The organism is Aeromonas sp. SCS5 (genome assembly GCF_001887375.1).
GTDB classification, from domain to species: domain Bacteria; phylum Pseudomonadota; class Gammaproteobacteria; order Enterobacterales; family Aeromonadaceae; genus Aeromonas; species Aeromonas jandaei.
Window position 1 is genome coordinate 65,015 of sequence record NZ_LFCS01000004.1, and the last position, 26,756, is coordinate 91,770.

The window sequence follows — 26,756 nt, forward strand, 5'->3', positions numbered from 1 at the left end:
GCGGGACCGGATGGCCCCGCGTTCCTATCTGCCGAAGCCAAGGAGGCACCATGAAGACCCTCAACGACTGGATTTTGCTCGACCGCCACGAGGCGGCCCCTACCCCGCTGATGCCCGCCCCCGAGCGCATTAAAGCGGGCCACCCGAGCCAGACGGTGTGGAACCACTACTCAGATCCCAGCCAGCAGTTTCACGTGGGCTTCTGGGCTTGCGAGCCGGGCCGCTGGGCCATCCACTACACAGAGCACGAGTATTGCCAGCTGCTGGAGGGGGATGTGGTGATCCACGACAGTCAGGGCGGCCAGCTGGCCCTCAAACCCGGCGATCAATTCGTGATTCCGGCCGGCTTTGTCGGCGAGTGGGAGACCCTTACCCCCTGTCGCAAGGTCTACGTCATCTTCGAACCCGCCTCGGCTTGACGTTCACGTCACCCAGCCCCGTTGCAGCAGCCCTTATCCTGTTGATCCGCTTGACGCTTACGGCATGATTTTCTGCGGTTTTCCCGCTTGCAAAAGGTTTTTCCGCTAGGCATTGTGTCTGACGAGGAATGTAAATGGAATTTCGAGCCCAAACGTGGGGGGCTCATATAAAAATCAAGAGGATTACCGCCAATGTGTTCAATTTTCGGCATTCTGGATATCAAGTCCGATGCAGTAGCCCTGCGCAAATCGGCGCTGGAGATGTCCAAGCGACTTCGTCACCGCGGGCCTGACTGGTCCGGCGTCTACAGCTCCGACAAAGCCATTCTGGTGCACGAGCGTCTGGCTATCGTCGACCCGGGCAATGGCGCCCAGCCGCTCTACAACCCCGAGCGCACCCATGTGCTGGCGGTCAACGGCGAGATCTACAACCACAAAGAGCTGGAGAAGACCCTCAAGGTCGACTTCCAGTTCCAGACCAAATCTGACTGTGAAGTGCTGCTCGCCCTCTACAAGGAGAAGGGCCCGGCGTTTCTCGATGATCTCAACGGCATCTTTGCCTTTATCCTTTATGACGCCGAACAGGATGCCTACCTGATTGGTCGCGACCACATGGGGATCATCCCCCTCTATACCGGTCGCGACGAGCACGGCAACTTCTATGTCGCCTCCGAGATGAAGGCGCTGGTGCCGGTCTGCAAAAGCGTCGAAACCTTCCCACCGGGACACTACCTGTGGAGCAAGGATGGCGAGCTCAAACAGTGGTACAAGCGTGACTGGATGGAATACAGCGCGGTCGAGCACAACGTCAGCGACAAGGCCGAGCTGAAAGCGGCGCTGGAAGCAGCGGTCAAACGCCAGCTGATGTGCGACGTGCCCTATGGCGTGCTGCTCTCCGGTGGGCTGGACTCCTCCGTTATCTCCGCCATCACCAAGCTCTATGCGGCGCGCCGCATCGAGGACGATGGCAAGAGCGAAGCCTGGTGGCCGCAACTGCACTCCTTCGCCGTGGGGCTCGAAGGGTCGCCGGATCTCGCCGCCGCCCGTAAAGTGGCTGACCATCTGGGCACCATCCACCACCAGATCCACTTCACCGTGCAGGAGGGTCTGGATGCCCTGCGCGACGTCATCTATCACCTAGAGACCTATGACGTCACCACCATCCGCGCCTCCACGCCCATGTATCTGATGGCCCGCTACATCAAGGCGATGGGGATCAAGATGGTGCTCTCCGGCGAAGGCTCCGACGAGCTGTTCGGTGGCTACCTCTACTTCCACAAGGCGCCCAACGCCCGCGAGTTCCACGAAGAGAACGTGCGCAAGCTCGCCTCCTTGCACCTCTATGACTGCCTGCGCGCCAACAAGTCGATGGCCGCCTGGGGTGTGGAAGGTCGTGTGCCCTTCCTCGACAAGGAGTTCATGGACGTGGCGATGCGCCTGCAGCCCGCCGACAAGATGTGCGGCAAGGGCAAGATCGAGAAACATATCCTGCGCGAAGCGTTCGAGGATCTGCTGCCCCACGAAGTGGCGTGGCGCCAGAAGGAGCAGTTCTCCGACGGTGTAGGTTATTCGTGGATCGACAGCCTGAAAGCCATGGTGGAACAGGAAGTGACGGATCAGATGTTCGAGGCGGCCGCATTCCGCTTCCCCATCAACACCCCGCTCACCAAGGAGGCCTACTTCTACCGTGCCATCTTCGACGAGCACTTCCCGCTGGAAGCTGCCGCCCGTACCGTGCCCTACGGCAAGTCGGTCGCCTGCTCCACCCCCACCGCGCTGGAGTGGGATGCCAAGTTCAAGGAGATGGCCGACCCGTCTGGCCGCGCCGTAATGGACGTGCACCAGCAGGGCTACTAAGCCAGAGCGGGGCGACCCCAGCGGCTAACGCCAGATAGCAAAAAGCCCTTCACCACGGTGAAGGGCTTTTTCTTATGGCAAATAGAGTAAACCGACGATCAGAACATGGCCCATAAAACCAACGTTGAAAGTGTGAGCATAGGCTCGGACAGAGCACCACGTATCGAAGAATGGGATGGTGTATTCCCCTGCTACATAACTGGCACTATGGCATTCGTCATGTGGAGGTGAAATCAGGGTAGCTGACACTGAATTAATGTAAGTATCAATTAACAGCAATCCTTTTTTCAGATGCCGATATTTGAAATAGTGATATTGTCAGCAACCATGTGTCCCTGAATATATTATCGATGAGGTATCTATGTTGAGAAAAAAACTAATTTTGCTTGCTCTGGCATTACCGCTACATGTGCACGCCAACATTTTTTTCATCAAGGGAAATACGGTCAATGACACAGATGTAGATAAGGCAGCCATCTACTTCAATGCAGGCATAGATCCGCAGACAGTGGCCTGGCTGTTATCCTCTGTTGATGAAATTAACGGCAATTATCGCAACATTAAAAATATAGACATATACCTCAATAGCGGAGGCGGCGATATGGACTCCGGGTATATGGCCTACGAGGCGTTGCGTAAAAATCCAACGAAGCTGAATATGATTAACGCATCAAATGTCGCCTCTTCTGCAACTATAATTTACTGTGCATCGAATGAGCGTTATGCCATGCCAATGGCATCTTTCTTACTTCATCCTGCTGCCGCGGCAAATGAAATCAATGATTACCTGAAGCCGGATCAGGCACAGCGTATTTTGGACGACGCTGAAAAATACAACTCGCTCTTTCGCACCATTTACTCCTCCTGCACCAAAATTCCGGCAGAGGAGCTAAAGGCCATCACCTCGTCTGAGAGTCGACGTGCAACCTACAACATTGAAAATGCCAAAAAAGTAGGTCTCGTGAATCAGGACATGAAAAAACCGATAACATATCCCGTGACCTATTACATCACGGATATGCAGAACTAATTGATGCCAATCCCACCATGGCAGCCATTCCAACACACAGGAAGGGCTGCCATGGCAGTTCACAAAACAAGCTGAGTTTTGGCAACAGCGCGAACATATTTCGTGAGTGAGCCAGTCATCTCACTGGCTCAACGAGTATTTGCTGCTTTAACCATCAAAATGCAGCATCGCGCGCTCAGGGCTGCGCATCCGGCTGGTTGGCAGGGGCTGCCTTGATAAAGGCCTGCAACTGTTCGCAGTTGGCGACGATGCGGCGGATAGTGGGGTAATCGTCCAGCGTCATCTCGTAGCGGCGGGCGTTGTAGACCTGGGGCACCAGCATGCAATCCGCCAGAGTGACCTCGTTGCCGACGCAGTAGATACCGGCGGTGGTCATCAACAGCTGTTCAAGGGCGGTAAAGGTTTCGTCAATCCAGTGGCGATACCAAACCGCCTCCTGCTCCTTGCCCACCCTGAAGTGCTCTTCCAGATAGTTGAGCACCCGCAGGTTGTTGAGCGGGTGGATATCACAGGCGATCATGTTGACTATCTGGCGTACCTTGGCGCGTGCCTCGGGGGCCGAGGGCATCAGGGGGTGGGCGGGATAGGTCTCGTCAAGGTACTCCATGATGGCGACCGACTGACCGATCTGCACATCGCCATCCACCAGAAAGGGCACCAGCCCCTGCGGGTTGATCCGTTTGTAACTCTTCTCGCGCTGCTCCCCCTGCCGCAAATTGATCGGGTGCTGCTCATAATCCAGTCCCTTGAGCTGCAACACGATCCGCACCCGAAAACTGGCTGACGAGCGCCAGTAGCCAAACAACTGCAACATACTTCGTCCTTCTTTTGTCAACCGACAGGCAGCCTCGCCCCCTGTCGGCCCCCCATCTCTCGGGGATCATCACTCTGTCTGGCTGCCACCCTGCACCACTTGCTGGGAGAGTGTGCCAAACAGACTCTTGCCATTGCGATCCAGCATGGTGATGGCCACTCTATCACCAAATTTCATATAGGGGGTTATAGCTTGATCACAATCAAGAATTTCCAGCATGCGCCGCTCGGCGATGCAGGATGAACCGGCGCTGCGATCGTAGTTGGAGACGGTGCCGGAGCCGATGATGCAGCCCGCACCAAGGGGCCGGGTCTTGGCCGCATGGGCAATCAGCTCGAAGAAGTTGAAGGTCATGTCCACCCCGGCTTCTGGCGCACCGAACAGCGCACCGTTGAGGTGGGTCAGAAGCGGCAGATGCACTTTGCCATCACGCCAGTCATCGCCGAGCTCGTCCGGAGTGATGGCCACCGGCGAGAAGGCGCTGGACGGTTTGGACTGGAAGAAGCCAAAGCCCTTGGCCAGCTCCCCCGGGATCAGGTTGCGCAGGCTTACATCGTTGACCAGCATCAGCAGCTTGATGTGGCTGGCAGCCCCCTGCGGGCTTACCCCCATCGGCACATCATCGGTGATGATGGCCACTTCCGACTCGAAATCGATCCCCCACTCCTCGGAGCCCATGACAATCGGCCCACGGGGGGCGAGAAAACTGTCGGAGCCCCCCTGATACATCAGCGGATCGTGCCAGAAGCTCTCCGGCATCTCGGCGCCGCGGGCCTTGCGCACCAGCTCCACATGGTTGACGTAGGCGCTGCCATCGGCCCACTGGTAGGCACGCGGCAGCGGAGATAGGCAAGACGCTTCGTCAAAGGGGAATGCCTCGGTCACACGGCCCTCGTTAAGCTGCTGATAGACAGCCTCCAGCTTGGGGGCAACCTCGGCCCACTCATCGAGGGCGGCCTGCAGGGTGGAAGCAATCTCGCTCACCCGCACCGCCCGGGTCAGATCCCGGCTCACTACCACCAAAGCGCCATCGCGCTTGCCATTATTCAATGTTGCCAATTTCATAAGCGATTCCTTATTTGCCAGCAGCCGCGTCCGGGCGCTGCCAGCTGGAGACATACCGGGTGTTCTCGATCCGTTCGCACAGACTGCCGACGTTCAGCGCATCGCGGGTATCTAGCATCACCGCCACCTCGTCGGTGAACTTCTTGGCATAGGCCTGCCCTGCCGCAAACGCCTTGGGATGGGGGCCGTGGGTGAATCCGGCAGGATGGAAGGTGACCATTCCCCGCTCGATATTGTCCCGGCTGAAGAAGTCCCCGGCGTGGTAAAAGAGCACTTCGTCGTAATCGTCGTTGCTGTGATAGAAGGGCACCTTGAGGGCGCCGGGGTCGCTCTCGATGGGGCGCGGCACGAAGGTACAAATCACGAAGCGGCTCGCCACAAAGGTCGAATGAGCCGACGGCGGCAGATGGTAGCGGTGGCTCATCAGCGGGCGGATATCCCGCCAGTTGAGGCGCACCACGCACAAATCCCCGTGCCACCCTTGTGCATCCAACGGGTTGAACGGCCAGGTGATGACCGACACCTGATCGTGGCGTTTGACCTGCAGCGACCAGGGATTCTCATCCTGCTGGGCCAAAAAGCGTTCGTTGATGGCGGGCACATCCAGCGCCGCCGGGTCGAAGATGGCGTGATTGCCCACCAGCCCCTTCTCCGGTAGCTGATAGCTGTCGTTGGTCGCCTCGATCATCAGGATGAACAGGGGCGCCGTCGGCTCAATGCGCCACATGGTACCGCGGGGGATCACCACATAGTCGCCATCGCGAAGAGTCAGGTGGCCGTAGTCGCAGAAGAACTCGCCGCTCCCTTCGTGGATAAAGAGCAGCTCGTCGCCGTCGGCATTGCGCACCAGAAACGGCATCGCCTCGGATAGCCGCCAGACTCGGTAGCGGCAGTGGGGGTTGCTGAGAATGTCGGGGGCCACCCAGGGGGAGTGTGAACTCACCTCCTCCTGGAGGGCATTCAAGTCAAACAGCCGTGGCCGCAGCGGCCCCTCCCAACTGCTCCAGTCGGTAGGGGCATGCTTGTGGTGCATGTGGGTGGCGGGGCCGAAAAAGCCACTACGCCCCAGCTCGCGCTCATAGATGGCCTGTTCAGGCAGGTCGGCATGAGCCTGTCGGGAGTGGGTTCCCTCCCGGTGGGGAAAGTTAATCCAGTTACGCATTGCTCGCTCCCTCTTTGCGGGCACCCTTCTCATCCTCGCAGCCATCCAGCACGCCGCGGCGGATCTGGTCCAGCTCGATCGATTCAAAGAGCGCCTTGAAATTGCCCTCGCCAAACCCTTCGTTGCCCTTGCGCTGAATGATCTCGAAGAAGACCGGGCCTATCACGGTATCGGTAAAGATCTGCAGCAGGATGCCATCCTTGGTGGGGGAGCCGTCGATGAGGATGCGTAGCTCTTTGAGGGCAGACAGATCCTCCTGATGCCCCTCGACCCGGCTGTTCACCTTCTCGTAGTAGGTATCCGGCGTCGGCATAAAACCGGTGCCGCGGCTGCGCAGGGTGCGGATGGTGTGGTAGATGTCGGCCGAGGAGAGTGCGATATGCTGGATCCCCTCCCCCTTGTACTGGCGCAGGTACTCCTCAATCTGGGACTTGTCATCCGCCGACTCGTTGATGGGGATGCGGATCTTGCCGCAGGGAGCCGTCATAGCGCGTGAATGCAACCCGGTCAGCTTGCCCTCGATATCGAAGTAACGAATTTCACGGAAGTTGCCGATCCGCTCGTAGAAGTTGGACCAGACATCCATATTGCCGCGATGGACGTTGTGGGTCAGGTGATCGATCTCGATGAGACCGGCATCCACCTCCGCCATCCGGGCCTGCCAGTCGGGGTAGAAGACAAAATCCACGTCATAGATGGAGCCCTTGTCGCCGTAGCGGTCGACAAAGGAGAGGGTGCTCTCGCCGATACCGTAGATGGCGGGAATGTTGAGCTCCATGGGGCCAATCTTGCCGACAAAGGGCTTGGCCCCCTTGGCGATGGCGAACTGCTGTGCCTTGCCCGCATCGCTCACCCGAAATGCCATGCCGCAGACGCTAGGCCCGTGCAGGCTGGCAAACTGCTCCGCCTGGGAGTGGGGCTCGGCGTTGACCACGAAGTTGATATCCCCCTGCCGGTAGAGCCAGCACTGCTTGTGTTTGTGCTTGGCGACCTCGGCAAACCCGAGCGACACAAACAGGCTCTTGAGGGCGGCAATCCCCTTGGCATCGGGGGCCGTGTACTCGACGAACTCGAAACCGTCAGTGCCTAACGGATTGATGGTATGGGTGGCGGAAGAGGTGGCATTCATCGGGCGCTCCTTGCTCTTGATTCGGTTAAAACGGATTGCGGCACGCAGCGCGCAGCAAGTGTTAACAACTTGTTTCATTAGAGGCAGGGCGTAGCAGGAAGAGAAGAGGCAGGTTGCAGATAGTTTTTCGTAGCTGGCAGCAAAAGATGTAAATTGATTGTGACATTCAAGCCGCAGCCCTGCGGATCAAAGTGTGACGACCCGCATGGCTGTCAGCTTTGCCTTACAGTTGCCAGTTTTTGACCATCAGATGGGGCAAGCGGGCACGGGCTTTTTGCAGTCGCGTGGGCGTCGGATTGATCAACCACGCCTCTTTCCCCAACCCCAGCAGCGGCAGATCGTGCAGGCTGTCGCTCAAGGCCAGCTCGGTATCAAGGGCGCAGATCTCTGGCAGCAGCTTGTGCTGACCGTGGCAGTAGAAGCGCGGCATCAGGCCGCCAAGCCGGTAGTGCATTTGCGAGCCAATAATCCGGTGGGGCAACTGGCCGGGCAGTTGCTGATAGAGCTGGGCTCGCACCAGTGCGCAGGGGCTGGCGGAGATCACCCAGCAGCGATGCCCTTCTTCTTCAAGCAGCCGATGCGCCTCGCGAAAGAGCCCCGGACGAGTGTGGCAGTAGGCGCGCACCAGCTTGCGCCAGCCGAGGGGAGAGAGCCAAAGCGTGATGGCCCACCAGATAAGGGAGATGCCGCGCCGCCGCTGGCTGGGAACCAGATAGACCAACCCACCCAGCGCAATCACCGGCAACAGCAATAGCGGCCAGAGCCTGCGGCGCAGAATGTAGCGCAGTAAGCCGGCATGGCTGTCGCCGGGGGCCAGGGTGTCGTCAAAGTCGGCCAGGATCCAGCGCGCAGCACTCCCGCACTCTCGATTCCCCCCACCCTCTTTCGGCACCACTGGTTCAGCTGGCGAGCGGCTTGTCATGGGAGCCTCAAGGGGCAAGAGCGGCAATCGCCGCGGTCAGCTCGGGGGTGACAAACTCGGCTCCCTGTGTGGGCGGGCAGACAAAATCGAACGGCTCGCCGGCCAGGGTGAAACTCAGCCGCCAGGCATGCAGATAACCGCGATCGGCTGACGTACCGCCATAGCGCTCATCCCCGAGAATGGGGGCGCCGATGCTTTTGAGGGCAACCCGGATCTGGTGGGTCTTGCCAGTCTGCGGTTTGATGCGATAGAGCCGCAGCCCCTCGCGCACCGACACCGAATCAAACCAGCTGATGGCAGGATTATCCAGCGTGCGCGCCAGCATCCAGCTGCCGCCGCGCCCCTTTTGCATATCCCCCTTCACCCAGCCCTGCTTCTTCTTGGGTTTGCGATCGGAGAGCGCCAGATACTGTTTGCTCACCTCGCGGGCCGCAAAGGCCATGCTCAGTTCGCGGTTCGCCTCCGTGGTGCGGGCCAGCAGCACCAAGCCGGAAGTCATCTTGTCGAGCCGGTGTACCGGATAGAGGGTCAGACCCGTATCGGCCTTCACCCGATTGACCAGCCCGGGCTCAGTCTCTCCTCCCTCTTCTCCCTTCTCGTCATGCATGCCGATGCCGGCCTGCTTGTCGATAACCAGAAAATCGGCGTGTTGAAACAGGATCCGGTACATAACACCTCGGCGAACAGGAAAAAGGCCAGCAACCGGCACGCCGGCTGCTCTCGGGCAGGCATTGTCCCTGCTCGGCCACCATTTGGCAAACGGCCGATGGCAATTGCCGGGCGAAAAAAAGCCCCGTCGACGTGGCGGGGCTTTTCATCTGGCGTTAACCGGTCACACACTGCGCGGCCGCAGATGGGCGTGCCAGCGTGTCTCCCACTTCTTGAACAGCCAGACGATGACAAAGGTGAGCAGCATATAGAGCAGACCGGCTGTCAAAAACGCCTCGAACGGACTGTAGTAGCGGGAGTTGATGATCCGCGCAGCGCCGGTCAGATCGACGATGGTGATGATGCCCGCCACCGCCGAGCCTTGCAGCATGAAGATCACCTCGTTGCTGTAGGCAGGCAGCGCTCGGCGAAACGAGTTGGGCAGAATGATCCGGGTCAGGGTCTGCCAGCGGGTCATGCCAAAGGCGTTGGCCGCCTCAATCTGGCCACGCGGCATGTTGTGTACCGCCCCGCGCACGATTTCTGCGGTATAGGCGCCGGTGTTGAGGGTAAATGCAAGCAGCGCGCAGAACCAGGCCTCGGAGAAGAGCGACCAGGCTGCACTGTTCTTCAGCCACTCCCACTGGGCAGCGCCGTAGTAGATGATAAAGAGCTGCACCAGCAGCGGAGTGCCGCGAAAGAAGTAGATGTAGGCCCAGATCGGCCCCTTGATCAGCCAATTGCGGCTATTGCGCAAAATGCCCAGGGGGATGGCGATCATCAGGCCAAGCAGCAGGGAGAGTGCCACCAGCCAGACCGTGGTGTAGAGGCCCTCCCAGTAGGTGGGCCACTCTTTGAGAATGATTGAAAAATCCATGGCTTACCTCGTTTTGATGGCGTAGTGACGCTCGGCCCACTTGAGCGCCGAGGTAGAGACGGCAGTGAAGATCAGGAAGATGAGCGCCACGGCCATGTAGAAGGTAAAGGGTTGCTGGGTCGAACCCGCCGCCAGCGACGCTTTGCGCACCATGTCATCGAGCCCGATGATGGAGACCAGCGCGGTGGTTTTGAGCAGCACCAGCCAGTTGTTGCCAAAGCCAGGCAGGGCGTGGCGCATCATCTGGGGGAAGAGGATCCGCACAAAGAGTTGACTCGAACGCATGCCAAAAGCACGGGCGGCCTCCAGCTCCCCCTTGTCCACCGCCAGAATGGCGCCGCGGAAGGTCTCGGTCATATAGGCGCCGAAGATAAAGCCGATGGTCGCCACACCGGCGGCAAACGGGCTGATATCCACATAATCGGGCAGCAGGGAGACCCACTCCTGAGACGGGTTGCTCTGCAGCAACCAGTTATTGTAGGTCTCGTTGACCCAGGAACAGACAGCGTTGATGAACACCTGGCCGCCAAAGAAGAGCAGCATCATCAGCACCAGATCGGGAATGCCGCGGATCAGGGTGGTATAGCTGCTGGCAATGGCGCGGGCCCACTTGTAAGGGGAGAGCTTGGCGAGCGCCCCCAGCATGCCGAGCAGCAGCGCCAGCAGCAGGGAGGCGAGCGCCACCTCCAGGGTGACCCAGGCGCCCTCCAGCAACGAGGCTTCGTATCCTTTCAAATCAAACATATGCAGCTCCATTGCAACTTCTTGAGTGGGCTGATGCCTCTGAACAACAAGAGAACCCACATCCTTAACACGGTCAGATGCAGCTCCATTGCAATTAATAGGGCCCATCGCTCCACACGGAGAGAACGGGCCCGATGACGACTGACGAGGTGAGCCGGTCGGCCTGTTATTCGCTATCTATGTGGCGAATGACTCAGCGTGCACGGCTCCAGTTTTTACTCGCCGTATACGTCGAACTCAAAGTACTTGTCGTTGATCGCCTTGTACTTGCCATTGGCACGCAGCGCCAGAATGGCGGCGTTGAATTTCTCTTTCAGATCCTTGTCAGCCTTGCGCACTGCAATACCGGCACCCTCGCCAAACCACTTGGGATCGGTCAGTTTCGGGCCGACGAATTCAAAGGCATCGCCCCCCTCTTTCTTGAACAGACCGTCGGTGATGGCAGCGGAGTCGGCCAGCACATAGTCGACACGGCCGGATTTCAGATCGAGATAGGCTTCATCGGCAGTGCCGTAACGCTTGATGGTGGCGTTCGGGAAGTTGTCGGTAATGAAGGTATCCATGGAGGTAGCACGCTGCACCGCCACGGTTTTCCCTTCCATGAAGGCCTTGTCGAGCTTGACGTCAGTCCCTTTCTTGGCGGCAAAGCGAGCCGGAATGTGCTGGTACTTCTGGGTGAAGTCCACCTTCTTCTTGCGCTCTTCAGTGATGTCCATGGTGGCGATGATGGCGTCAAACTTGCGCGACAGCAGCGCCGGAATGATACCGTCCCAATCCTGCTTGACCAGGGTGCACTTCACTTTCATCTCTTCGCACAGGGCATTGGCGATGTCGATATCAAACCCTTTTACCTCGCCATTGGGCTCGGTCCAGGAGAAGGGGGGATAAGCACCCTCCACCCCGATACGCACCTCTTTCCACTCCTTGGCCATCAGGCTGCCGGAAGAGAGGGCAGCAATCACGGTAGTCGCCAGCATCAGCTTGTTCATGTATCTCTCCTTGATAAAACAGTCGATCGTGTAAATCCGGGCTCCGGCCATCAATAGATGGAGGAGATGAATTGTTTGAACCGCTCGGATTTGGGATGGGCAAAAATCTCTTTGGGGTTGCCCTCCTCCTCCACTCTTCCCTGATGCAGGAACATCACCTTGTTCGATACATCGCGGGCAAATGACATCTCGTGGGTCACCACCAGCATGGTACGCCCCTCTTCGGCCAGCTCGCGCATCAGGCCGAGAACTTCTCCCACCAGCTCGGGATCGAGCGCCGAAGTGGGTTCATCAAAGAGCATCACCTCGGGCTCCACCGCCAGCGCACGGGCGATGGCGGCACGCTGCTGCTGACCGCCGGAGAGGTGACCCGGGTAGTAGTCACGCCGCTCCCAGAGTCCAACCCTGTTGAGCAGCAGCTCCGCCTTGGCGATTGCCTCGGCACGGGGCACCTTGAGCACCTGGATCGGCACTTCGATGATGTTCTGCATGATGGTCATGTGCGACCAGAGATTGAAGCTTTGGAAAACCATCGCCAGCCGGCTGCGAATGCGCTCAACCTGACGCATATCCTCCGGCAACCGTTCGCCGGAACGGCTGGTTTTCATCCGGATCAATTCGCCATGGAGGGAGACGCTGCCGGATGAGGGGGTTTCCAACAGATTGATACAGCGCAGAAAAGTCGACTTCCCCGAGCCCGAGGAGCCGATAAGAGAGATGACATCCCCCTTGTGGGCAGTCATGTCGATGCCCTTGAGCACTTCGTGGGTGCCAAAATACTTGTGCAGATCACGTACTTCCAGTGCGGCAACGTCGCTCATCCATTACAACCTTGTCTGTCCCTAGACGCCGCAGGGGCGTGACTCCACCATCGCCAACTTAACAAAAATTTAACCGATGGTAACCTTCAGCGAAAATATCACCCGGATAGTGAAAAAACAATATGGAACGCGGGGATCCTGGTTAATCGCTCTATTTTTATTCGACCATCACGTATTTTTCAGCACTTTGTTTGCATAAACAGCCGTTTCATCGGCGTTTGGAATACCGCCTTTTTATACCCCAATCATGGCTGTGGCAAGAGAAAAACCACATTCAGTCCGCAACGACTCCAAAATGGCTTTATGCAGCCACTCCCCATGCAGATTCTGGCTGGAACGAATGGATCAAACTGATTTTATTGGCCCCTTGTCAGGAAGCTGCATTCCCCTTCGCACACCCCACCTCAAGCTGAAAAGTAACAACTCCCTAATAAATGGCCCCGAAACCCCATGGAAAGCGAGAGAAATGTGACACAGAGCCAATAAGTAATGATAAGGTGGGATTTTTATCAGTTTTTGTGATCGAGGCCCCGATGTTGCTCAATGTCTTGCTGATCCTGTTGCCACTGGTGATCGGCTATCTGGTTCCCCTCTCCTCCGCCCGATTGATCAAGCTGGTCAATCAGGGGCTGGGCAAGATGGTCTACCTCATTCTCTTTCTGATGGGGCTGGGGCTTGCCTATGTGGAGAACCTTGGCAGCAACCTCGCCGTCATCTTCAAAGTGGCCGGGATCATGCTCGGCGCCATTACCCTCTGCAACCTGCTAGCCCTCTGGTGGCTCGACAAGCGCTCGCCGCCGACCCATGCCGCCAGCGATGCCAAAATGCCGGGCAAGCTCCACCTCCTGTGGGAGTCGCTGCAGCTCTGCTTTGTGGTACTGGGCGGTGTGCTGCTGGGTCTGCTGGTAGATCTGCGCGCCCTGCCCATCGACAAGTGGAGCGAGTGGGCGCTGATGCTGCTGCTCTTTCTGGTCGGGGTACAGATGCGCAACTCCGGCATGCGGCTGCGCCAGATCCTGCTCAACCCCTGGGGAATGAAGATCGCCGCTACCGTCATTGTCAGCAGCTGGCTCGGCAGCCTGCTGGCGGCCCAGTTGCTGGGCATGCCCCTGGCTCATGGGCTGGCGCTGGGATCGAGTTTCGGCTGGTACTCGCTCTCCGGTATTCTGGTGGCCGACAAGCTGGGACCTGTGCTGGGCTCAGCCGCCTTTATCAACGATCTGGGACGCGAGCTTATCGCCATCCTGATCATTCCGATCCTGATGCGGCGTCACCCCTCGGCGGCTATCGGTTATGGTGGCGCCACCGCCCTCGACTTCACCCTGCCGGTTATCCAGAAGTCGGGGGGCATCACCGTCGTGCCAGTGGCTATCGTCTCCGGCTTTATCCTGAGCCTGCTCGGCCCCATCCTGATCCTCGGCTTTCTGGCTATCTAGGCTGTCTCTCGCCAGCAAAAAGCCCGACACAGTTGTCGGGCTTTTTGTTTGGAAATCGATACGCGCAATAAAACGCCAAAAGCTTAGCTACGCCACTGACCGCCACTCATCACCTTCGTGATGGCGAGCGAAGCTGATTTGATCAGCAGCAAGTCAGCATCCTGACCGACCCCGATCCGCCCCTTGCTGCCGAGCCCCAGCGCCTGCGCCGGGTTGGCGCTCACGACCGCCAGCGCTACCTCGAGCGGCACCCCGAGCTGGCAGGCACGAACGCACTCCTGCCACAGGCTGGCGATCTGGCCGCAGCGCATCTCGATAAGGCGCCCCTCGCCATCAAAGCGCGGCAGACTGGCGTTGGCATCCGAGCTGAAGCTGATGCGATCGGCTGGTACGTTGGCGGCCAACAGCTCCACCAGCGCATCGGCCGCCAGCCGCTCGCCATCCTCGACCAGATCGGGAAAGCTGGAGGTGGTGAGATCAACCCAGCCTCCCGCCTTGCCCCACTCGATCGCCTCGGCGAAGAGCCAGGGGTTGCGGTTGCAGTGGGTCGGATAGAGCTGGCGCAGCGGAATATCGGTTTTGTCACGCAGGGCCCGCAGTGGCGCCAGTGCGCCCTGACCATCCCCCAGATGAAAGAAGCTGACCCCGCTCTTGCCCGCGAGCAACCCGGCCACCCGTGCCTCGCTCACCAGACGGGCCAGCTCGTCGTGGGTTGGTGCGCTGGATCTGTGGTCGCTGATAGCCACCTCTCCCACCCCCAGCACTTCGGGGATCAGGATGATGTCGGACTCCACCGTGCCGGTGATGCTCTTGACCGGCAGATGGTAGGAGCCGGTATACATGAAGGCGCTCACGCCGGCGGCGCGAAACTCACGCACCTTGCCGAGCACCTGAGCCGGCGAGCGGGTCAGACTGTCGGTGCCAAGCGCCGCCACCAGCGTGGTCACTCCGGCCTTGAGCGCCTCGCTCGCCGCCAGTTCCGGGGTGCGAAAGGCAAAGCCCCCCTCACCGCCACCTCCCGTGATATGGGCCAGCGGATCCACCATGCCGGGTACCAGATAGTGACCCCGTCCATCGACACGCATCAGTGGCCAGTCGGCGGGCACGCTCATTCCCTTGCCCATCCAGGCGATGCGGCCATCCGCCACCAGCAGATCCTGCTGGCCAAGGTAGGCGGGGCTGAAAATTTCGGCCCCCTCGATCAGGGTCAACATCATGGTTACTCCTCGCTCAATACCGTGACATGCCATCAGGCAGATGAACTATTTACCCACTATTGGCGCGCCGGTGAAAGCACTTCCTGAACAAGACTTTCATGAGAGATGGAAGATCCGCTACTCTCAGCGGCACTATCCGTTCGCAGGCCCCGCTTTCATCATGAACTTTCTGGCTCACCTTCATCTGGCCGCCCACACCGGAAGCTCCCTCACCGGCAACCTGCTCGGTGATTTTGTCAAAGGCTCGCTGCCAACGGGCCTTGCCGCACCGTTTGACGAAGGGATCTGGCTGCACCGCAAAATTGATGCCTTCACCGATGGCCATCCCGAGCACAAGGCGGCCGTCGCCTGTTTCGAGGCCCCCTGGCGCCGTTTTGGCGGCATAGTGGTGGATATGCTCTACGACCACTGGCTGAGCCAGCACTGGCAAGCGTTCAGCGCAGCTCCCCTGCCCCGCTTTCTCGCGCAGAGCTATGGCCAGCTGCTGGCTGACCACCACGTCTTGCCAGAGGGGTTGCCGCTTCCCCTCAAGCGGATGGCCGAGCAGAACTGGATCGCCTCCTATCAGCGCAAAGAGGGGCTGGCGCAGGCCCTCAATGGTATTGGCCGCCGGCTACGCCGCCCGATGCCGCTCGGCGATGCGCTGCTCACCCTTGATGAAGCGCAATGGCAAGGGTGCGAAGCAGGATTTCTGCGCTTCTACCCGCAACTGATGGGTCACAGCGTGCAGCAGCTGGCCCTGCTCCGGGCAGATTCGGGTCTGGTATCACCGCCATAAAAAAACGCCCCTTGCGGGGCGTTCTTCATCACATTGCTGCACGTTACTTCCTGCATTACCTGGCTTCGTCTTTCTTCTTGCGAATGCTGAGGCCCAGTTCGCGGCCACGCAGACGGGCGTAGTAGATGGTGCCGACAAACGCGAGGGTGGTGAACAGCAGCTCCACCACCGCCAGCCAACGCTCCCCCTCATCCGTGGTGATCAGGGTCAGGGCGTGGAGGAAGTAGGGCATCAGCACGAAGTTGCCCCAGGCGTGGGTATAGGGGTTGCCCTGCACTATCCCCTTGAGGGGGAAGAGCAGCGGCACCGTCCAGATCACCGGCAGCAGCCAGGGGTTGAGGTCGGGATGGGGCGAGAGCCACAGATGCCAGAGGATGACCCAGCCCAGCAGACCAAAGAAGCCGACCAGGGTCAGCAGACGAGCAAAGCGGGTGCTCACTTGAGGATCTCCAGCACCTGCTCCGGCGGGCGACCAATGCGGGCCTGACCGTTCTTGATGACGATGGGGCGCTCGATCAGCTTGGGATGCTGGTGCATGGCACGAATAAGGTCGTCGCCATCCACTTCGCCGAGGCCCAGCTCCTTGTAGAGATCTTCCTTGGTGCGCATCAGCTGGCGCGGGTCGCTAAAGCCAAGCAGGGTCAGCAGCTTGCGGATCTCCTCTTCACTCGGGGCCTGCTCCAGATAGAGCACCACATCAGGGGCGATCCCGTGCTGTTCCAGCAGCGCCAGGGTTTCACGGCTCTTCGAGCAGCGCGGATTGTGGTAGATTTGGGTCTCGCTCATGGTAACTCCCTGATTAATCGCAAGATGGGACAAGAAACGGCGCTATTGTAGGGGAAAGTGATGGTCAGGGTAAGCGGCAGTGGAAAGGAATTGAAACGAATTTGTTGGCTGATTGTGGCTGGCCTGCTGGGCGCCTGCACGCCCGCCCCCGAATTTACCGACGCGATGGGGCAAAGGGTGGCCCTTGACCACTTTGCCGGCAAGCCGCTCTTGGTCAACTACTTCGCCCCCTGGTGTGCCCCCTGCCTGCGAGAGATGCCGCACCTCAACGCGCTGGCTACCGAAGGAGAGATCGCCGTGGTGGCGATCAACTACGACCCGACCACCCCGGCAGAGCTGGACAAGCTGGCCGCCCAGTACCACATCAAGGTGCCGCTCCTTATTGCCAATGAGGATGCCAGGCTCCCCTTCCCTCGCCCAAGCGGGCTGCCTACCAGCTACCTGCTCGATAGTGAGGGCAAGCTCAAACAGACGCTGGTTGGTGAACTGGGTCAATCGCAGATCGACGCCCTCAAGGCATCCATCAGGCATCCGGGCAACTGAGCGGCCCACAGCGCTCAAAGCTGTTTCTCTGACTCACCATAAACAACAAGGGCGCACTCTGGTGCGCCCTTGAATAACCTCTCGTCACCCCTTGAGGCTGTCGAGATCCTTCTTGGCTCGCTCCAGCTCGGTGATACGCGCCTCCAGTCGAGCCAGAGTCATCCGGTCACTGGTGGTGCCGCGCGCCACGATCAGCTCGTCGATAGCCGCCTGATAATCACCGCGCAGAGAGAGGATTTCAGCCCGCGCCATGTGCAGCTCGGTCATTCTACCCGCCTTGCGATAGGCGTCAGAGAGCAGGTTCCAGGCCAGATTGTTCTCCTCATGCGCACGGGCATAGGGGTCGAGGATGGCGATGGACTTCTTGTAGTTGCCGCTTTCGAGATAGGCGTTGCCAAGGTTGACCACCACCACCTCGTTGTCCGGCATCTGGCTGCGGAACTTCTCGAGGCGCGCGATGGCCTGGGCACTGCGCCCCTTGGCCAGATCGATGTCGGTCTGGGCATCGACGATAAAGAGATCTTCCGGATGACGGGTGGCCAGCTCTTTCATCAGCGTGTCCGCTTCGTCGGTGCGTTTGAGCTGGATCAGCGCCAACGCCTTGCCATAGATGGCGGCATCCTTGAGCGGATAATCCCCTTTCTGGATCCGGCTATCGAAGTAACTCAGCATCCCCTGCGGAGTATCGGTGCCATAGCGCACCTGAATGCGCACCTTGGCCAGCCAGAAGTCGAGGCTCGGCGGCAGATCGCGGCGGCCATAGCTGCTCGCCCGAGCACGAGCCTCGCTGATCCGGGTCTCCGGAAGCGGGTGAGTCAGCAGCATCTCGGGCGGCTTGCTGGCATAGCGATACTCGGCAGCCAGTTTCTGGAAGAAGTTGGCCATCCCCATGGGATCGAAACCGGCATCGTAGAGGGTCTTCATGCCGATCCGGTCCGCTTCGTATTCGTTGTCGCGGGTGTAGTTGATGGCAGACTGCATGGAGAGACCCAGCGTGGTCTGCAACGCCGCAATACCGGCGGTCGGGTTGATCACCGCCAGCGCAATGGAGCCCACCAGACCGGCCAGGGTCACCGCCGAGCTGCTTGCCTGCGCTTCCATATAGCGGGCGATGTGGCGCTGGGTCACGTGGGTGATTTCGTGGGCCAGTACCGAGGCGAGCTCGCTCTCGCTGTCGGCGTAGAGAAACAGGCCGGTGTGCACCTTGACCCGCCCGCCAAGGAAGGCAGCCGCGTTGATGCTAGGATCGTTAATCAGGAAGAAGGTAAACGGGAAACGCACCCCATCGGCGTTGGAGAGCAGGCGCTGCCCCAGATCGTCGATATATTGGCTCAACACGGGATCATCGATGATCGGCAAACCGGCACGGGCAAAGCGCATGAAGGCGTTGCCGTAGCGTACCTCCTGCTCGATGGGCAGGGCCGAGACCCCGGCGGTGCCTATGTCGGGAAGCTGATTGTTCGCCTCGGCATGAAACGTGGCGCCCATCAGGGAAGCCAGCAGGGGAAGTGATGCCATCAGGGGGGAAAAGCGTGCCACGTTATCTCTATCTCCATCAGAAAGGGCCTCGGCAGAATACCCTTGCCCATCAAGGGCTACAAGCGTTGTTTCATGCTCTTATCACGGCCATAATAGCGGCCATCTGCGTGATGGAGCCCCCATGGAATATCTCGACCTGACCCCCTGGCGCTGTCCCGAGCCGCTGATCCGGCTCAAGCTCTGGTTGCGGGAGGCCAAAACCGGTCAAACCGTGACCATACGGCTGGCCGATGCGGGCTCACGGCAGGATATTCCGGCCTATCTGCAGCGTCTCGGCCACAGGGTCATTCTCACCCCGGGACCGGACAATACCCTCTCTTTGCAGCTGGTTGTCGGGGCGATGCAGCCATCTTGAGCCCCTGTCGTGTAAGGATGCAGTCATGTTAGAAGTCTTGAAGCGCTGGTATCAGACCCGGTTCTCCGATCCCGATGCCGTTACCCTCTTCCTGTTGCTGGTCTTCTGCTTTGCCATTATCTGGCTGTTTGGCGATCTGCTGGCCCCCCTGCTGGTGGCGCTGGTGATGGCCTATCTGCTGGAGTGGCCGGTGGCCCGGCTGCAAAAGGCGGGGTTGTCGCGCACCCTGGCTACCAGCGTCATTCTGATCCTCTTTATTACGGTGGCGGTCGCCGCCCTCTTGGGCCTTATCCCGACCCTGGTCAGTCAGGGGATCAATCTGGCCAAAGAGGCGCCGGCCATGCTGACTCACGCTCAGGATTATGTCCGCACCCTGCCTGACCGCTATCCCGAACTCATCGACGTCAGTCTGGTGGAGACCGTCATCGACAATATCCGCCAGCGCATTCTCAGTGGCGGCGAGCATCTGGTGAGTGCCTCGCTCAGCTCGCTGGTGAACGTGGTCGCCATCATGATCTACCTGATCCTGGTGCCACTGATGGTCTTCTTCATGCTCAAGGACAAGCGGGTCTTGATGGGCAGCCTGCGCCGCTTCCTGCCGCGCAACCGCACCCTGGTCAACCGGGTGTGGGTCGAGATGAACAACCAGATCATCAACTACATCCGCGGCAAGGTGATCGAGATCCTGATCGTCGGCATTGCCACCTATGTCCCCTTCGCCCTGATGGGACTGCGCTACTCGGTGCTGCTGGCGGTCGCGGTCGGCTTCTCGGTGCTGATCCCCTACATAGGCGCTGCCGTGGTGACTGTGCCGGTGGCCATGGTCGCCCTGTTCCAGTGGGGCCTAACCCCGGAGTTCGCATGGCTGATGGTGGCCTATCTGGTCATTCAGGCCCTCGATGGCAACCTGCTGGTACCGGTGCTCTTCTCGGAGGCGGTCAACCTCCATCCGGTCGCCATCATCATCGCCGTGCTGGTCTTTGGCGGACTATGGGGATTCTGGGGGGTCTTCTTCGCCATTCCCCTCGCCACCCTGGTCAAGGCGGTGATCAATGCCTGGCCAAAACGCGAAGATCTGCCGAGCGCCGCGAAATAACCGACTTCCCATGCAATCGTGACAACGGAGTGTCCATGACCTTTTTTCGTCAAATCAGAGCGGCAGGGCTGACGGCCCTGCTCCTCGCTGCCGCCCTGCCCGCCCGCGCCGATATCGACCTTGGCTCCATGGATCTGCTCACCAGCGACAGCCCCACCAGTCCGGTGCCACAAGGCTTTGTCGCCGGTGCCGCGCTCATCGGGGGACAAGCCCGCTATGAGGCGCAGGATAATGCCACCTACGCAATCCCGGGCTTTATCTACTTCGGCAAGCAGTTCATGTTTCTCGGCGATCGGGCGCGCTACTACTTCCACAAGGATGAACATGTCGCCCTGTATGGCTATGGCCGAGTGCGTTTTGGCAATCTGGATCCCGAGGATTCGCCCGTCTTCAGCGGCATGGAACAGCGCAAATGGCAGCTGGAAGGCGGGATCGGTGGCAACATCATCACCCCCTACGCCCTGCTGACCGTGCGCGCCAACAGCGATATCACCGGCCGCAGCAAGGGTCAGGAGCTGCTGCTGTGGGCCGACTTCCCCATCCAGCGCGACAACCTGCTTATCATGCCGGGGATGGGGGTGATGCTGCGCAGCGACAAGATGGCCAACTACTACTTCGGCGGCATCTCCGAAAGCGAGGCCACCGCCCAGCGGCCCGCCTGGGATACGGGCTCAACCCTCTCCCCCATGGCGGCGCTCATCACCAGCTACCGCTTCAGTCCCAACTGGATTGGCATGTTTGCCATGAACTACGAATTGTATGATCGGGACATTAAAAACAGCCCCATCGTCCAACACGACGGCGAGCTCTATGCAGGATTTGCCTTGGGCTATATCTGGTAACGGTGATGAGCCGTGAGATACGAACAAACAAAAGGGAGCCCTCGGCTCCCTTTTTCACGACCATCTTCAGGCTACCCATTCAGGCTTACAGCGCCGCCAGAAACCCGGTCAGCTGCTGATTGACGAAGGCCGGATTTTCCAGCGATGAGATGTGGCCAGCTGCCGGGATCTCCCTGAACGGGCAACCCAGTACCTCGGCCATCAGATAGCCCTCCAGCACCGGGCGCGCCTTGTCCTCGCAGCCGGTCATCACCAAGGCAGGAGTGGTGATCTCCTCCAGCCACTCGATGCGATCTTCACGGGTCACAAAGCTGCGGCCCACCGCCACCATGGCTGCAATCTTATCCTTTGGCCAGGCGGCAAGACGCGCCTTGAAACCACTCATCAACGCTTCATCAGGCTGATTGGCAAAAAAGAGCGGCGCCACCTGTTCGACGATAGGCGCCGGCACGGTGCCAAGCTGCTCGATCATCGCCAGCATGCCAAGGTAGCGCTCGCAGGTGATCTGCGGCTCGAGGCCAACGAAGCTGTCCATCAGCACCAGTCCCTTGAGGCGAGCTGGGGCCATGCGCTCCAGTTCCACACCCCACATGCCACCGATGGAGAGGCCCACCAGCACGAACTCATCGACGCCGAGGGCATCGAGCAGCGCCAGATGATCGCGCGCCAGGGTTGCCAGCGTGCAGGCGCCTTCCGGAAGCAGATCGGAATCGCCGTGGCCCCACAGATCGGGAACGATGCAGCGATAGCTGCCCTTGAGCGCCTCTATTTGCGGCGCCCACATGGCGCTATCCCACAGGTAGCTATGACCAAACAGCAGCACCGGCCCTTGCCCTTCATCCAGATAGGCCATCCGGCGGCCCGCTATCTCCATAAAATGCTTCATGCTATCTCCTGTTGCCAGCGATGGGCGGGCAGTGTATCACGTCCCCCTTGGCAGTCGACTCTCCCTGGTGCAAGCTGAAGTGACGGCAAGAAGGGACTCAAAGAGGAGAAGAAGATGCCGAAGGACAAGAGCAAGAAGCGGCCACGTCTGGACAAGAAATGTTATGAACACCACCTCGCCCACCTGCAGGAGGAGCTGGTCAAGCTGCAGGAGTGGGTCAAGCAGGAGGGGCTCAAGGTGGTGGTACTGTTCGAGGGACGGGACGCTGCCGGCAAGGGGGGCGTCATCAAGGCGATCACCGAGCCCCTGAATCCTCGGGTCTGCCGTGTGACGGCGCTGCCCGCCCCCTCGGACCGCGAGCGCTCCCAGTGGTACTTTCAGCGCTATGTCGCCCACCTGCCCGCTGCTGGCGAGATGGTGCTGTTTGATCGCTCCTGGTACAACCGCGCCGGGGTAGAGCGGGTGATGGGCTTTTGCAGCGACGCCGAGTATCGCGAGTTTCTGCGCGCCTGCCCCGAGTTCGAGCGGATGCTGATCCGCTCCGGCATCACCCTGATCAAATACTGGTTCTCGGTCTCCGATGAGGAGCAGGAGAAGCGCTTCAAGGAGCGGATCAACACCCCTATCAAGCGCTGGAAGTTCAGCCCGATGGACTTGCAGTCCCGCTCGCGCTGGGTCGAATACTCCCGCGCCAAAGATGACATGTTCACCTACACCGACACCCAGGACAGCCCCTGGTTTGTGGTGGAGGCCGACGACAAGCGCCGCGCCCGCCTCAACTGCATCGCCCATCTGCTAGGCAAGGTGCCCTACGAGGCGATCCACTACGAGCCCATCAAGCTCCCCCCCATCAAGACCGAAGGGTACGAACGCCCGCCCCTGACCAGCCAGACCTTTGTGCCCGATATTACTGCCGATCTCGAGGGCTAAGCGCAGCTACCGCGCCTGCCGGTTTAGCCAAACGGCAGGCAATAAAAAGCCGGTCGCAAGACCGGCAAAAAGGCATTGAAGATACGGAAAACTTGCACCAAACCGCGATCAGGTACGGATGTACTTGGCAGTGCGGGGGAACGCCTGCTCCTTGGCATCGAACAGATAGCAGGCTTCAGCCGGGATCCCCACGCTGTAGCTCTGGCCGGTCGCCACATCCACGTCGGAGGTGGTCTTGACGGTAAAGTCGTGACCATCCACATCCATATAGACGAATGATTCGGCCCCCAGATGCTCGGCAACCTGCACTACGCCGCTCAGCTTGCTGTCGGCATGGGCGTGGCTCAGCGGCACCAGATGCTCCGGGCGGATACCCAGCTCAACCTTGTCACCCACCGCGCCACGACGGGCATCGACCCGCACCCGCACGCTGTCGCCGGTAGAGAGCTTGACCACGCACTCCTGCTCGCCAATCTCCATCAGCTCGGCAGCCAGGAAGTTCATCTTGGGCGAACCGATAAAACCGGCCACAAACTTGTTGTCCGGGTTGTGGTAGAGGTCGAGCGGTGAACCGAACTGCTCCAGGTTGCTGGCGGCATCGGCCTTGAGCGGACTCAGCACCACAATCTTGTCAGCCAGGGTCATCGCTTCCACCTGATCGTGGGTCACGTAGATGATGGTGGAGTTGAGCTCCTTGTGCAGCTTGGCGATCTCGATCCGCATCTTGACCCGCAACGCGGCGTCGAGGTTGGAGAGCGGCTCGTCAAACAGGAACACCTGCGGCTGCTGCACGATGGAGCGACCGATGGCAACCCGCTGGCGCTGACCGCCGGAGAGTGCCTTGGGCTTGCGCTCCAGCAGCGGCTCCAGACCCAGAATTTCAGCGGCACGCATCACCCGCTTGTGGATGTTCTCCTTGTCCATCTTCTTGAGCTTCAGACCAAAGGCCATGTTCTCGTAGATGTTCATGTGCGGATAGAGGGCGTAGGACTGGAACACCATGCCGACGTTGCGCTCTACCGGCGGCACGTCGTTCATGTAGCGACCGCCGATGGTCAGCTCACCGCTGGTGATGTCTTCCAGACCCGCGATCATCCGCAGCAGGGTGGATTTGCCGCAGCCGGACGGACCGACGAAGACGATGAACTCGCCCTCCTTGATGGAGAGGTTGATATTGCGCAGGGTGTCCTTGTGAACAGCCGGGTCGTAATTTTTGCGAACGTTGTTGAGTACTACTTCAGCCATGACGAGCTCCGCTCTTGAATCTTTGCAAATCGTGATAGCGGGGGGAGTCAGCTCCCCCGGCCATAAACTTAACCTTTCACACCACCGGCAGTCAGACCGCCAACCAGCCAGCGCTGTGCCAGCAGGAACACCACTGTGATGGGGAAGCCGGAGAGCACAGCGGCTGCGGCAAAGTCACCCCACAGGTAGTTCTGCGGATAGAGGTACTGCTGGGCTCCGACCGCCAGGGTCAGATTGTTCACATCCTGCAGCAGGATGGAGGCCATGGGCACCTCGGTAATGGAACCGATAAAGGCCAGAATGAACACCACCGCCAGAATGGGCACCGACAGGGGCAACAGGATCAGGCGGAATGCCTGCCACGGAGTCGCACCGTCGATGGCCGCAGCCTCCTCCAAAGAGGAGTCGATGGTCTCGAAGTAGCCCTTGATGGTCCAGACGTGCAGGGCGATACCGCCCATGTAGGCGAGGATCAGGCCACCGTGGGTGTTGAGACCCAGCCAGGGGATGTAGTCACCAATCTTGTTAAAGAGCGCGTAGATGGCCACCAGTGCCAGCACTGCCGGGAACATCTGGAAAATCAGCATGCCCTGCAGGATGGTGGACTTGCCACGAAAACGCAGACGGGCAAAGGCGTAGGCACAGGTGGTGGAGAGCGTCACGATCATCAGGGCAGTGATGCCGGCGATCTTGATGGAGTTCCACAACCAGGTCAGCACCGGGAACGGCGGCGGTGTGATGCTGCCGTCGGCGTTGGTGATGGAGATGCCCAGCGCCAGTTTCCAGTGATCCAGGGTCGGATTGGAGGGGATGATCTCCCCTACCGCAAAGTTACCGTTACGGAACGAGATGGCGATAACCATGATCAACGGGAAGATGATCAGTGCCAGGAAGCCCCACATGACCAGGTGGGTTGCCCACACCCGGTATTTGACTGATTTGGGTTGTACGATTGCCATGTTGAAGCCTCCTTACAGCTGTTTGTCGGCTTTGGACAATTTCAGGTTGAGCAGCGCCAGCGCACCTACGATGAGGAAGATGGCGGTGGCGATGGCACTGGCCAGACCGTAGTCCTGACCACCCGATCCCTGGAATGCAATCCGGTAGGTGTAGCTCACCAGCAGGTCGGTAGTACCGGCCGGAGTGCTGGCACCGATGATGTCCGGAGCACCGTTGGTCAACAACTGGATAAGTACGAAGTTGTTGAAGTTGAATGCGAACGAGGCAATCAACAGCGGGGTCAGCGGCTTCATCAGCAGCGGCACGGTGATCTTGAAGAAGTTCTGCACCGGACCGGCACCGTCCATGGCGGACGCTTCATAGAGATCTTCCGGGATAGCTTTGAGCAGGCCCATGCAGAGGATCATCATGTAGGGGTAGCCCAGCCAGGTGTTGACGATCAGGATCATCACCTTGGCCAGCATGGGATTGGTATACCAGTCCGGCTTGATGCCAAAGGCCGCTTCCAGGAACATGTTGATCTCACCGAAGTTCTGGTTGAACAACCCCTTGAACACCAGGATGGAGATAAACGCTGGGATCGCGTAGGGCAGGATCAGCATGACCCGATAGAAGCCGCGCCCCTTGAGCGATTCCCATTGCACCAGACAGGCCAGCACCATACCGATGGCCAGAGTGAACGCCACGGAACAGGCAGAGAAGATCACGGTCCAGACGAAGATCTGCAGGAACGGCGCCTGAATACCCGGGTCAGTCACGATGCGGGCGAAGTTCTTCCAACCCACGCTGACCACAAAGCCCGGAGCAATGCCCTTGCCGACAAACTGGCCCTGATCGTCGATGTACTGGTAGAAACCGGTCTCGCCGTTGGGCAGCATCAGCTCGCCGCTCTGGTTGTCGCGCAGCAGGTTGCTGTCTTTGATCACCACGCCGGATTTGAGCACGGCGCCATCCATCAGACGGGTGTACTGGGACTTCTGGGCGGCAAACTTGCGCAGGCTGCTCAGGGTCAGATGGGTGGAACCATCGGGCAGCACCAGATCCAGCGCGCTCAGGTGGGTGCGATGATCCACGATGGCACGAATGGGGGCCGGTTTGCTGGCGATCTCGCCAGTGACCGGAATCAGCTCGATGACCTGAGGAGTTGCCTGTGCCCGACCTTCACTCACGGCCAGCTCGCGGGCCTTGTTGTTCATCAGGGTAACGGGTTGGCTGATATAGGCGTGATCATCCTGGTTCAGCTGCAGCTGGAACTGGCCGTTGTCGCCACCCAGCAGCGTAAAATCGAATTCACCGCCCGCCACCTTGTAGGTTTTCTTCAGATGATAATCACGAGCCTGCTCCACGGAGAGCAAGTTGGTGCCTGAATAGTTGGTGAAGGCGATGCCAATCGTGTAGGCAAGAGGGAAGATGATAAATACAACCATGCCAGCCACACCCGGAAAGATGTAGCGATGGGCATAGGTCTTCTTGTTCATGAAGACATACAGACCGACGGATACCACCACCAGATCCAGCAGCGCGAATACCCACTCGCCACTGGCGTACATCATCACGGCTGCGTAGCCGTTGAGGATGGCGACCAGGGCCGCGATAGTCCACTTAAGCCAGGTGTGCTTATCCTTCGGACCGGCATAGGACTCAACAGAAGGTACTACTTCCATGC

General features: G+C 59.4%; 28 protein-coding genes. 10 read left to right on the top strand and 18 right to left on the bottom strand.

Annotation, left to right across the window (positions count from 1 at the left end):
- Positions 1-50 precede the first annotated feature (50 nt).
- The 3 genes from BS300_RS05905 (at position 51) to BS300_RS05915 (ending at position 3,306) form a co-directional block, all read left to right on the top strand.
- Complete coding sequence (locus tag BS300_RS05905; protein WP_071911449.1) at positions 51-419, top strand: cupin domain-containing protein; 369 nt, start codon at positions 51-53, stop codon at positions 417-419.
- A gap of 192 nt (positions 420-611) precedes the next feature.
- A complete protein-coding gene (gene asnB, locus BS300_RS05910; RefSeq protein WP_005361356.1) occupies positions 612-2,276 on the top strand; it encodes an asparagine synthase B in 1,665 nt (554 codons plus the stop codon).
- A gap of 361 nt (positions 2,277-2,637) precedes the next feature.
- Positions 2,638-3,306 (top strand): ATP-dependent Clp protease proteolytic subunit, encoded by a 669-nt coding sequence (locus tag BS300_RS05915; protein WP_071911451.1) that lies wholly within the window; start codon positions 2,638-2,640, stop codon positions 3,304-3,306.
- A 175-nt stretch (positions 3,307-3,481) separates the two neighbouring features.
- Here the strand turns inward: BS300_RS05915 and maiA are convergent, their stop codons facing one another.
- The 10 genes from maiA to BS300_RS05965 all read right to left on the bottom strand — a co-directional run bounded on the left by maiA (position 3,482) and on the right by BS300_RS05965 (position 12,477).
- Positions 3,482-4,120 (bottom strand): maleylacetoacetate isomerase, encoded by a 639-nt coding sequence (gene maiA, locus BS300_RS05920; RefSeq protein ID WP_071911453.1) that lies wholly within the window; start codon positions 4,118-4,120, stop codon positions 3,482-3,484.
- A 69-nt stretch (positions 4,121-4,189) separates the two neighbouring features.
- Positions 4,190-5,185 carry a fumarylacetoacetate hydrolase family protein gene (locus tag BS300_RS05925; protein ID WP_071911454.1) on the bottom strand — a complete coding sequence of 332 codons (996 nt, stop codon included), beginning with the start codon at positions 5,183-5,185 and terminating at the stop codon, positions 4,190-4,192.
- A 10-nt stretch (positions 5,186-5,195) separates the two neighbouring features.
- Entirely contained in the window at positions 5,196-6,347 is a 1,152-nt protein-coding gene (locus BS300_RS05930; RefSeq protein WP_071911456.1) for a homogentisate 1,2-dioxygenase, read from the bottom strand.
- Positions 6,340-7,476: a 4-hydroxyphenylpyruvate dioxygenase gene (gene hppD, locus BS300_RS05935; protein WP_071911458.1), complete on the bottom strand. Its 1,137-nt coding sequence runs from the start codon at positions 7,474-7,476 to the stop codon at positions 6,340-6,342. Before hppD ends, BS300_RS05930 begins: the two co-directional genes overlap by 8 nt.
- A 223-nt stretch (positions 7,477-7,699) precedes the next feature.
- Positions 7,700-8,398: an HAD family hydrolase gene (locus tag BS300_RS05940; protein WP_239693802.1), complete on the bottom strand. Its 699-nt coding sequence runs from the start codon at positions 8,396-8,398 to the stop codon at positions 7,700-7,702.
- Positions 8,399-8,405: 7 nt separating this feature from the next.
- Complete coding sequence (locus BS300_RS05945) at positions 8,406-9,068, bottom strand: TIGR01621 family pseudouridine synthase (RefSeq protein ID WP_071911460.1); 663 nt, start codon at positions 9,066-9,068, stop codon at positions 8,406-8,408.
- A 162-nt stretch (positions 9,069-9,230) separates the two neighbouring features.
- Positions 9,231-9,923 carry an ABC transporter permease gene (locus BS300_RS05950; protein WP_042029963.1) on the bottom strand — a complete coding sequence of 231 codons (693 nt, stop codon included), beginning with the start codon at positions 9,921-9,923 and terminating at the stop codon, positions 9,231-9,233.
- Between the two features lie 3 nt (positions 9,924-9,926).
- Entirely contained in the window at positions 9,927-10,667 is a 741-nt protein-coding gene (locus BS300_RS05955) for an ABC transporter permease (protein WP_041209370.1), read from the bottom strand.
- A 215-nt stretch (positions 10,668-10,882) separates the two neighbouring features.
- On the bottom strand, positions 10,883-11,656 hold the full coding sequence (locus BS300_RS05960; protein WP_041209369.1) for an ABC transporter substrate-binding protein: 774 nt from the start codon (positions 11,654-11,656) through the stop codon (positions 10,883-10,885).
- A 50-nt stretch (positions 11,657-11,706) separates the two neighbouring features.
- Positions 11,707-12,477 (bottom strand): ABC transporter ATP-binding protein, encoded by a 771-nt coding sequence (locus tag BS300_RS05965; protein ID WP_071911462.1) that lies wholly within the window; start codon positions 12,475-12,477, stop codon positions 11,707-11,709.
- A 533-nt stretch (positions 12,478-13,010) separates the two neighbouring features.
- Between BS300_RS05965 and BS300_RS05970 the strand changes: the two genes are divergently transcribed.
- Entirely contained in the window at positions 13,011-13,913 is a 903-nt protein-coding gene (locus BS300_RS05970; protein ID WP_064340141.1) for a lysine exporter LysO family protein, read from the top strand.
- An 83-nt stretch (positions 13,914-13,996) separates the two neighbouring features.
- Here the strand turns inward: BS300_RS05970 and iadA are convergent, their stop codons facing one another.
- Positions 13,997-15,127, bottom strand: a complete 1,131-nt coding sequence (gene iadA, locus BS300_RS05975) for a beta-aspartyl-peptidase (RefSeq protein WP_071911549.1) — start codon at positions 15,125-15,127, stop codon at positions 13,997-13,999.
- Between the two features lie 163 nt (positions 15,128-15,290).
- Here iadA and BS300_RS05980 point away from each other — a divergent pair, with 163 nt between their 5' ends.
- Complete coding sequence (locus BS300_RS05980; RefSeq protein WP_071911551.1) at positions 15,291-15,908, top strand: ACP phosphodiesterase; 618 nt, start codon at positions 15,291-15,293, stop codon at positions 15,906-15,908.
- A gap of 55 nt (positions 15,909-15,963) precedes the next feature.
- Here the strand turns inward: BS300_RS05980 and BS300_RS05985 are convergent, their stop codons facing one another.
- Complete coding sequence (locus tag BS300_RS05985) at positions 15,964-16,347, bottom strand: DUF2069 domain-containing protein (protein ID WP_041209367.1); 384 nt, start codon at positions 16,345-16,347, stop codon at positions 15,964-15,966.
- Entirely contained in the window at positions 16,344-16,694 is a 351-nt protein-coding gene (arsC, locus tag BS300_RS05990; protein WP_071911464.1) for an arsenate reductase (glutaredoxin), read from the bottom strand. Before arsC ends, BS300_RS05985 begins: the two co-directional genes overlap by 4 nt.
- Positions 16,695-16,754: 60 nt before the next feature.
- On the opposite strand from arsC, the gene BS300_RS05995 reads away from it, so the two are divergent.
- Positions 16,755-17,237, top strand: a complete 483-nt coding sequence (locus BS300_RS05995) for a TlpA disulfide reductase family protein (protein ID WP_071911466.1) — start codon at positions 16,755-16,757, stop codon at positions 17,235-17,237.
- Positions 17,238-17,321: 84 nt separating this feature from the next.
- Here the strand turns inward: BS300_RS05995 and BS300_RS06000 are convergent, their stop codons facing one another.
- Complete coding sequence (locus BS300_RS06000; protein ID WP_033116002.1) at positions 17,322-18,755, bottom strand: M48 family metalloprotease; 1,434 nt, start codon at positions 18,753-18,755, stop codon at positions 17,322-17,324.
- Between the two features lie 142 nt (positions 18,756-18,897).
- Between BS300_RS06000 and BS300_RS06005 the strand changes: the two genes are divergently transcribed.
- From BS300_RS06005 to BS300_RS06015, 3 genes are read left to right on the top strand one after another with little or no spacing between them, the layout of a single operon-like run.
- Positions 18,898-19,131 (top strand): sulfurtransferase TusA family protein, encoded by a 234-nt coding sequence (locus BS300_RS06005; protein WP_071911468.1) that lies wholly within the window; start codon positions 18,898-18,900, stop codon positions 19,129-19,131.
- Positions 19,132-19,156: 25 nt separating this feature from the next.
- Positions 19,157-20,227: an AI-2E family transporter gene (locus BS300_RS06010; RefSeq protein WP_042029968.1), complete on the top strand. Its 1,071-nt coding sequence runs from the start codon at positions 19,157-19,159 to the stop codon at positions 20,225-20,227.
- Positions 20,228-20,262: 35 nt separating this feature from the next.
- Positions 20,263-21,069: a MipA/OmpV family protein gene (locus BS300_RS06015; RefSeq protein WP_071911470.1), complete on the top strand. Its 807-nt coding sequence runs from the start codon at positions 20,263-20,265 to the stop codon at positions 21,067-21,069.
- An 85-nt stretch (positions 21,070-21,154) separates the two neighbouring features.
- Here BS300_RS06015 and BS300_RS06020 read toward each other — a convergent pair whose 3' ends face one another.
- The gene (locus tag BS300_RS06020; protein ID WP_071911472.1) at positions 21,155-21,955 is read right to left on the bottom strand and encodes an alpha/beta fold hydrolase; all 801 of its coding nucleotides are present in this window, start codon (positions 21,953-21,955) and stop codon (positions 21,155-21,157) included.
- A gap of 114 nt (positions 21,956-22,069) precedes the next feature.
- On the opposite strand from BS300_RS06020, the gene ppk2 reads away from it, so the two are divergent.
- On the top strand, positions 22,070-22,885 hold the full coding sequence (gene ppk2, locus BS300_RS06025) for a polyphosphate kinase 2 (RefSeq protein WP_043849822.1): 816 nt from the start codon (positions 22,070-22,072) through the stop codon (positions 22,883-22,885).
- 108 nt (positions 22,886-22,993) lie between these two features.
- On the opposite strand, the gene ugpC is transcribed toward ppk2, so the two are convergent.
- From ugpC to malF, 3 genes are all read right to left on the bottom strand, one after another.
- On the bottom strand, positions 22,994-24,130 hold the full coding sequence (gene ugpC, locus BS300_RS06030) for a sn-glycerol-3-phosphate ABC transporter ATP-binding protein UgpC (protein ID WP_042029975.1): 1,137 nt from the start codon (positions 24,128-24,130) through the stop codon (positions 22,994-22,996).
- A 68-nt stretch (positions 24,131-24,198) separates the two neighbouring features.
- Positions 24,199-25,089 carry a maltose ABC transporter permease MalG gene (malG, locus tag BS300_RS06035; RefSeq protein ID WP_041209357.1) on the bottom strand — a complete coding sequence of 297 codons (891 nt, stop codon included), beginning with the start codon at positions 25,087-25,089 and terminating at the stop codon, positions 24,199-24,201.
- A gap of 12 nt (positions 25,090-25,101) precedes the next feature.
- On the bottom strand, positions 25,102-26,754 hold the full coding sequence (gene malF / locus BS300_RS06040) for a maltose ABC transporter permease MalF (RefSeq protein WP_071911474.1): 1,653 nt from the start codon (positions 26,752-26,754) through the stop codon (positions 25,102-25,104).
- Positions 26,755-26,756: the final 2 nt, after the last annotated feature.

Bases quoted from the DNA above. Each gene is read 5' to 3' on its own strand.
- ugpC (WP_042029975.1), bottom strand. From the start codon at position 24,130: ATGGCTGAAGTAGTACTCAACAACGTTCGCAAAAATTACGACCCGGCT.
- malF (WP_071911474.1), bottom strand. From the start codon at position 26,754: ATGGAAGTAGTACCTTCTGTTGAGTCCTATGCCGGTCCGAAGGATAAG.
- arsC (WP_071911464.1), bottom strand. From the start codon at position 16,694: ATGAGCGAGACCCAAATCTACCACAATCCGCGCTGCTCGAAGAGCCGT.
- ppk2 (WP_043849822.1), top strand. From the start codon at position 22,070: ATGCCGAAGGACAAGAGCAAGAAGCGGCCACGTCTGGACAAGAAATGT.
- BS300_RS05940 (WP_239693802.1), bottom strand. From the start codon at position 8,398: ATGACAAGCCGCTCGCCAGCTGAACCAGTGGTGCCGAAAGAGGGTGGG.
- BS300_RS05980 (WP_071911551.1), top strand. From the start codon at position 15,291: ATGAACTTTCTGGCTCACCTTCATCTGGCCGCCCACACCGGAAGCTCC.
- BS300_RS06020 (WP_071911472.1), bottom strand. From the start codon at position 21,955: ATGAAGCATTTTATGGAGATAGCGGGCCGCCGGATGGCCTATCTGGAT.
- BS300_RS05925 (WP_071911454.1), bottom strand. From the start codon at position 5,185: ATGAAATTGGCAACATTGAATAATGGCAAGCGCGATGGCGCTTTGGTG.
- BS300_RS06010 (WP_042029968.1), top strand. From the start codon at position 19,157: ATGTTAGAAGTCTTGAAGCGCTGGTATCAGACCCGGTTCTCCGATCCC.
- asnB (WP_005361356.1), top strand. From the start codon at position 612: ATGTGTTCAATTTTCGGCATTCTGGATATCAAGTCCGATGCAGTAGCC.
- BS300_RS05970 (WP_064340141.1), top strand. From the start codon at position 13,011: ATGTTGCTCAATGTCTTGCTGATCCTGTTGCCACTGGTGATCGGCTAT.
- malG (WP_041209357.1), bottom strand. From the start codon at position 25,089: ATGGCAATCGTACAACCCAAATCAGTCAAATACCGGGTGTGGGCAACC.
- BS300_RS05965 (WP_071911462.1), bottom strand. From the start codon at position 12,477: ATGAGCGACGTTGCCGCACTGGAAGTACGTGATCTGCACAAGTATTTT.
- BS300_RS06000 (WP_033116002.1), bottom strand. From the start codon at position 18,755: ATGGCATCACTTCCCCTGCTGGCTTCCCTGATGGGCGCCACGTTTCAT.
- BS300_RS06015 (WP_071911470.1), top strand. From the start codon at position 20,263: ATGACCTTTTTTCGTCAAATCAGAGCGGCAGGGCTGACGGCCCTGCTC.
- BS300_RS05945 (WP_071911460.1), bottom strand. From the start codon at position 9,068: ATGTACCGGATCCTGTTTCAACACGCCGATTTTCTGGTTATCGACAAG.
- BS300_RS05930 (WP_071911456.1), bottom strand. From the start codon at position 6,347: ATGCGTAACTGGATTAACTTTCCCCACCGGGAGGGAACCCACTCCCGA.
- BS300_RS05995 (WP_071911466.1), top strand. From the start codon at position 16,755: ATGGTCAGGGTAAGCGGCAGTGGAAAGGAATTGAAACGAATTTGTTGG.
- BS300_RS05905 (WP_071911449.1), top strand. From the start codon at position 51: ATGAAGACCCTCAACGACTGGATTTTGCTCGACCGCCACGAGGCGGCC.
- BS300_RS05955 (WP_041209370.1), bottom strand. From the start codon at position 10,667: ATGTTTGATTTGAAAGGATACGAAGCCTCGTTGCTGGAGGGCGCCTGG.
- maiA (WP_071911453.1), bottom strand. From the start codon at position 4,120: ATGTTGCAGTTGTTTGGCTACTGGCGCTCGTCAGCCAGTTTTCGGGTG.
- BS300_RS05915 (WP_071911451.1), top strand. From the start codon at position 2,638: ATGTTGAGAAAAAAACTAATTTTGCTTGCTCTGGCATTACCGCTACAT.
- iadA (WP_071911549.1), bottom strand. From the start codon at position 15,127: ATGTTGACCCTGATCGAGGGGGCCGAAATTTTCAGCCCCGCCTACCTT.
- BS300_RS05950 (WP_042029963.1), bottom strand. From the start codon at position 9,923: ATGGATTTTTCAATCATTCTCAAAGAGTGGCCCACCTACTGGGAGGGC.
- BS300_RS05960 (WP_041209369.1), bottom strand. From the start codon at position 11,656: ATGAACAAGCTGATGCTGGCGACTACCGTGATTGCTGCCCTCTCTTCC.
- BS300_RS06005 (WP_071911468.1), top strand. From the start codon at position 18,898: ATGGAATATCTCGACCTGACCCCCTGGCGCTGTCCCGAGCCGCTGATC.
- hppD (WP_071911458.1), bottom strand. From the start codon at position 7,476: ATGAATGCCACCTCTTCCGCCACCCATACCATCAATCCGTTAGGCACT.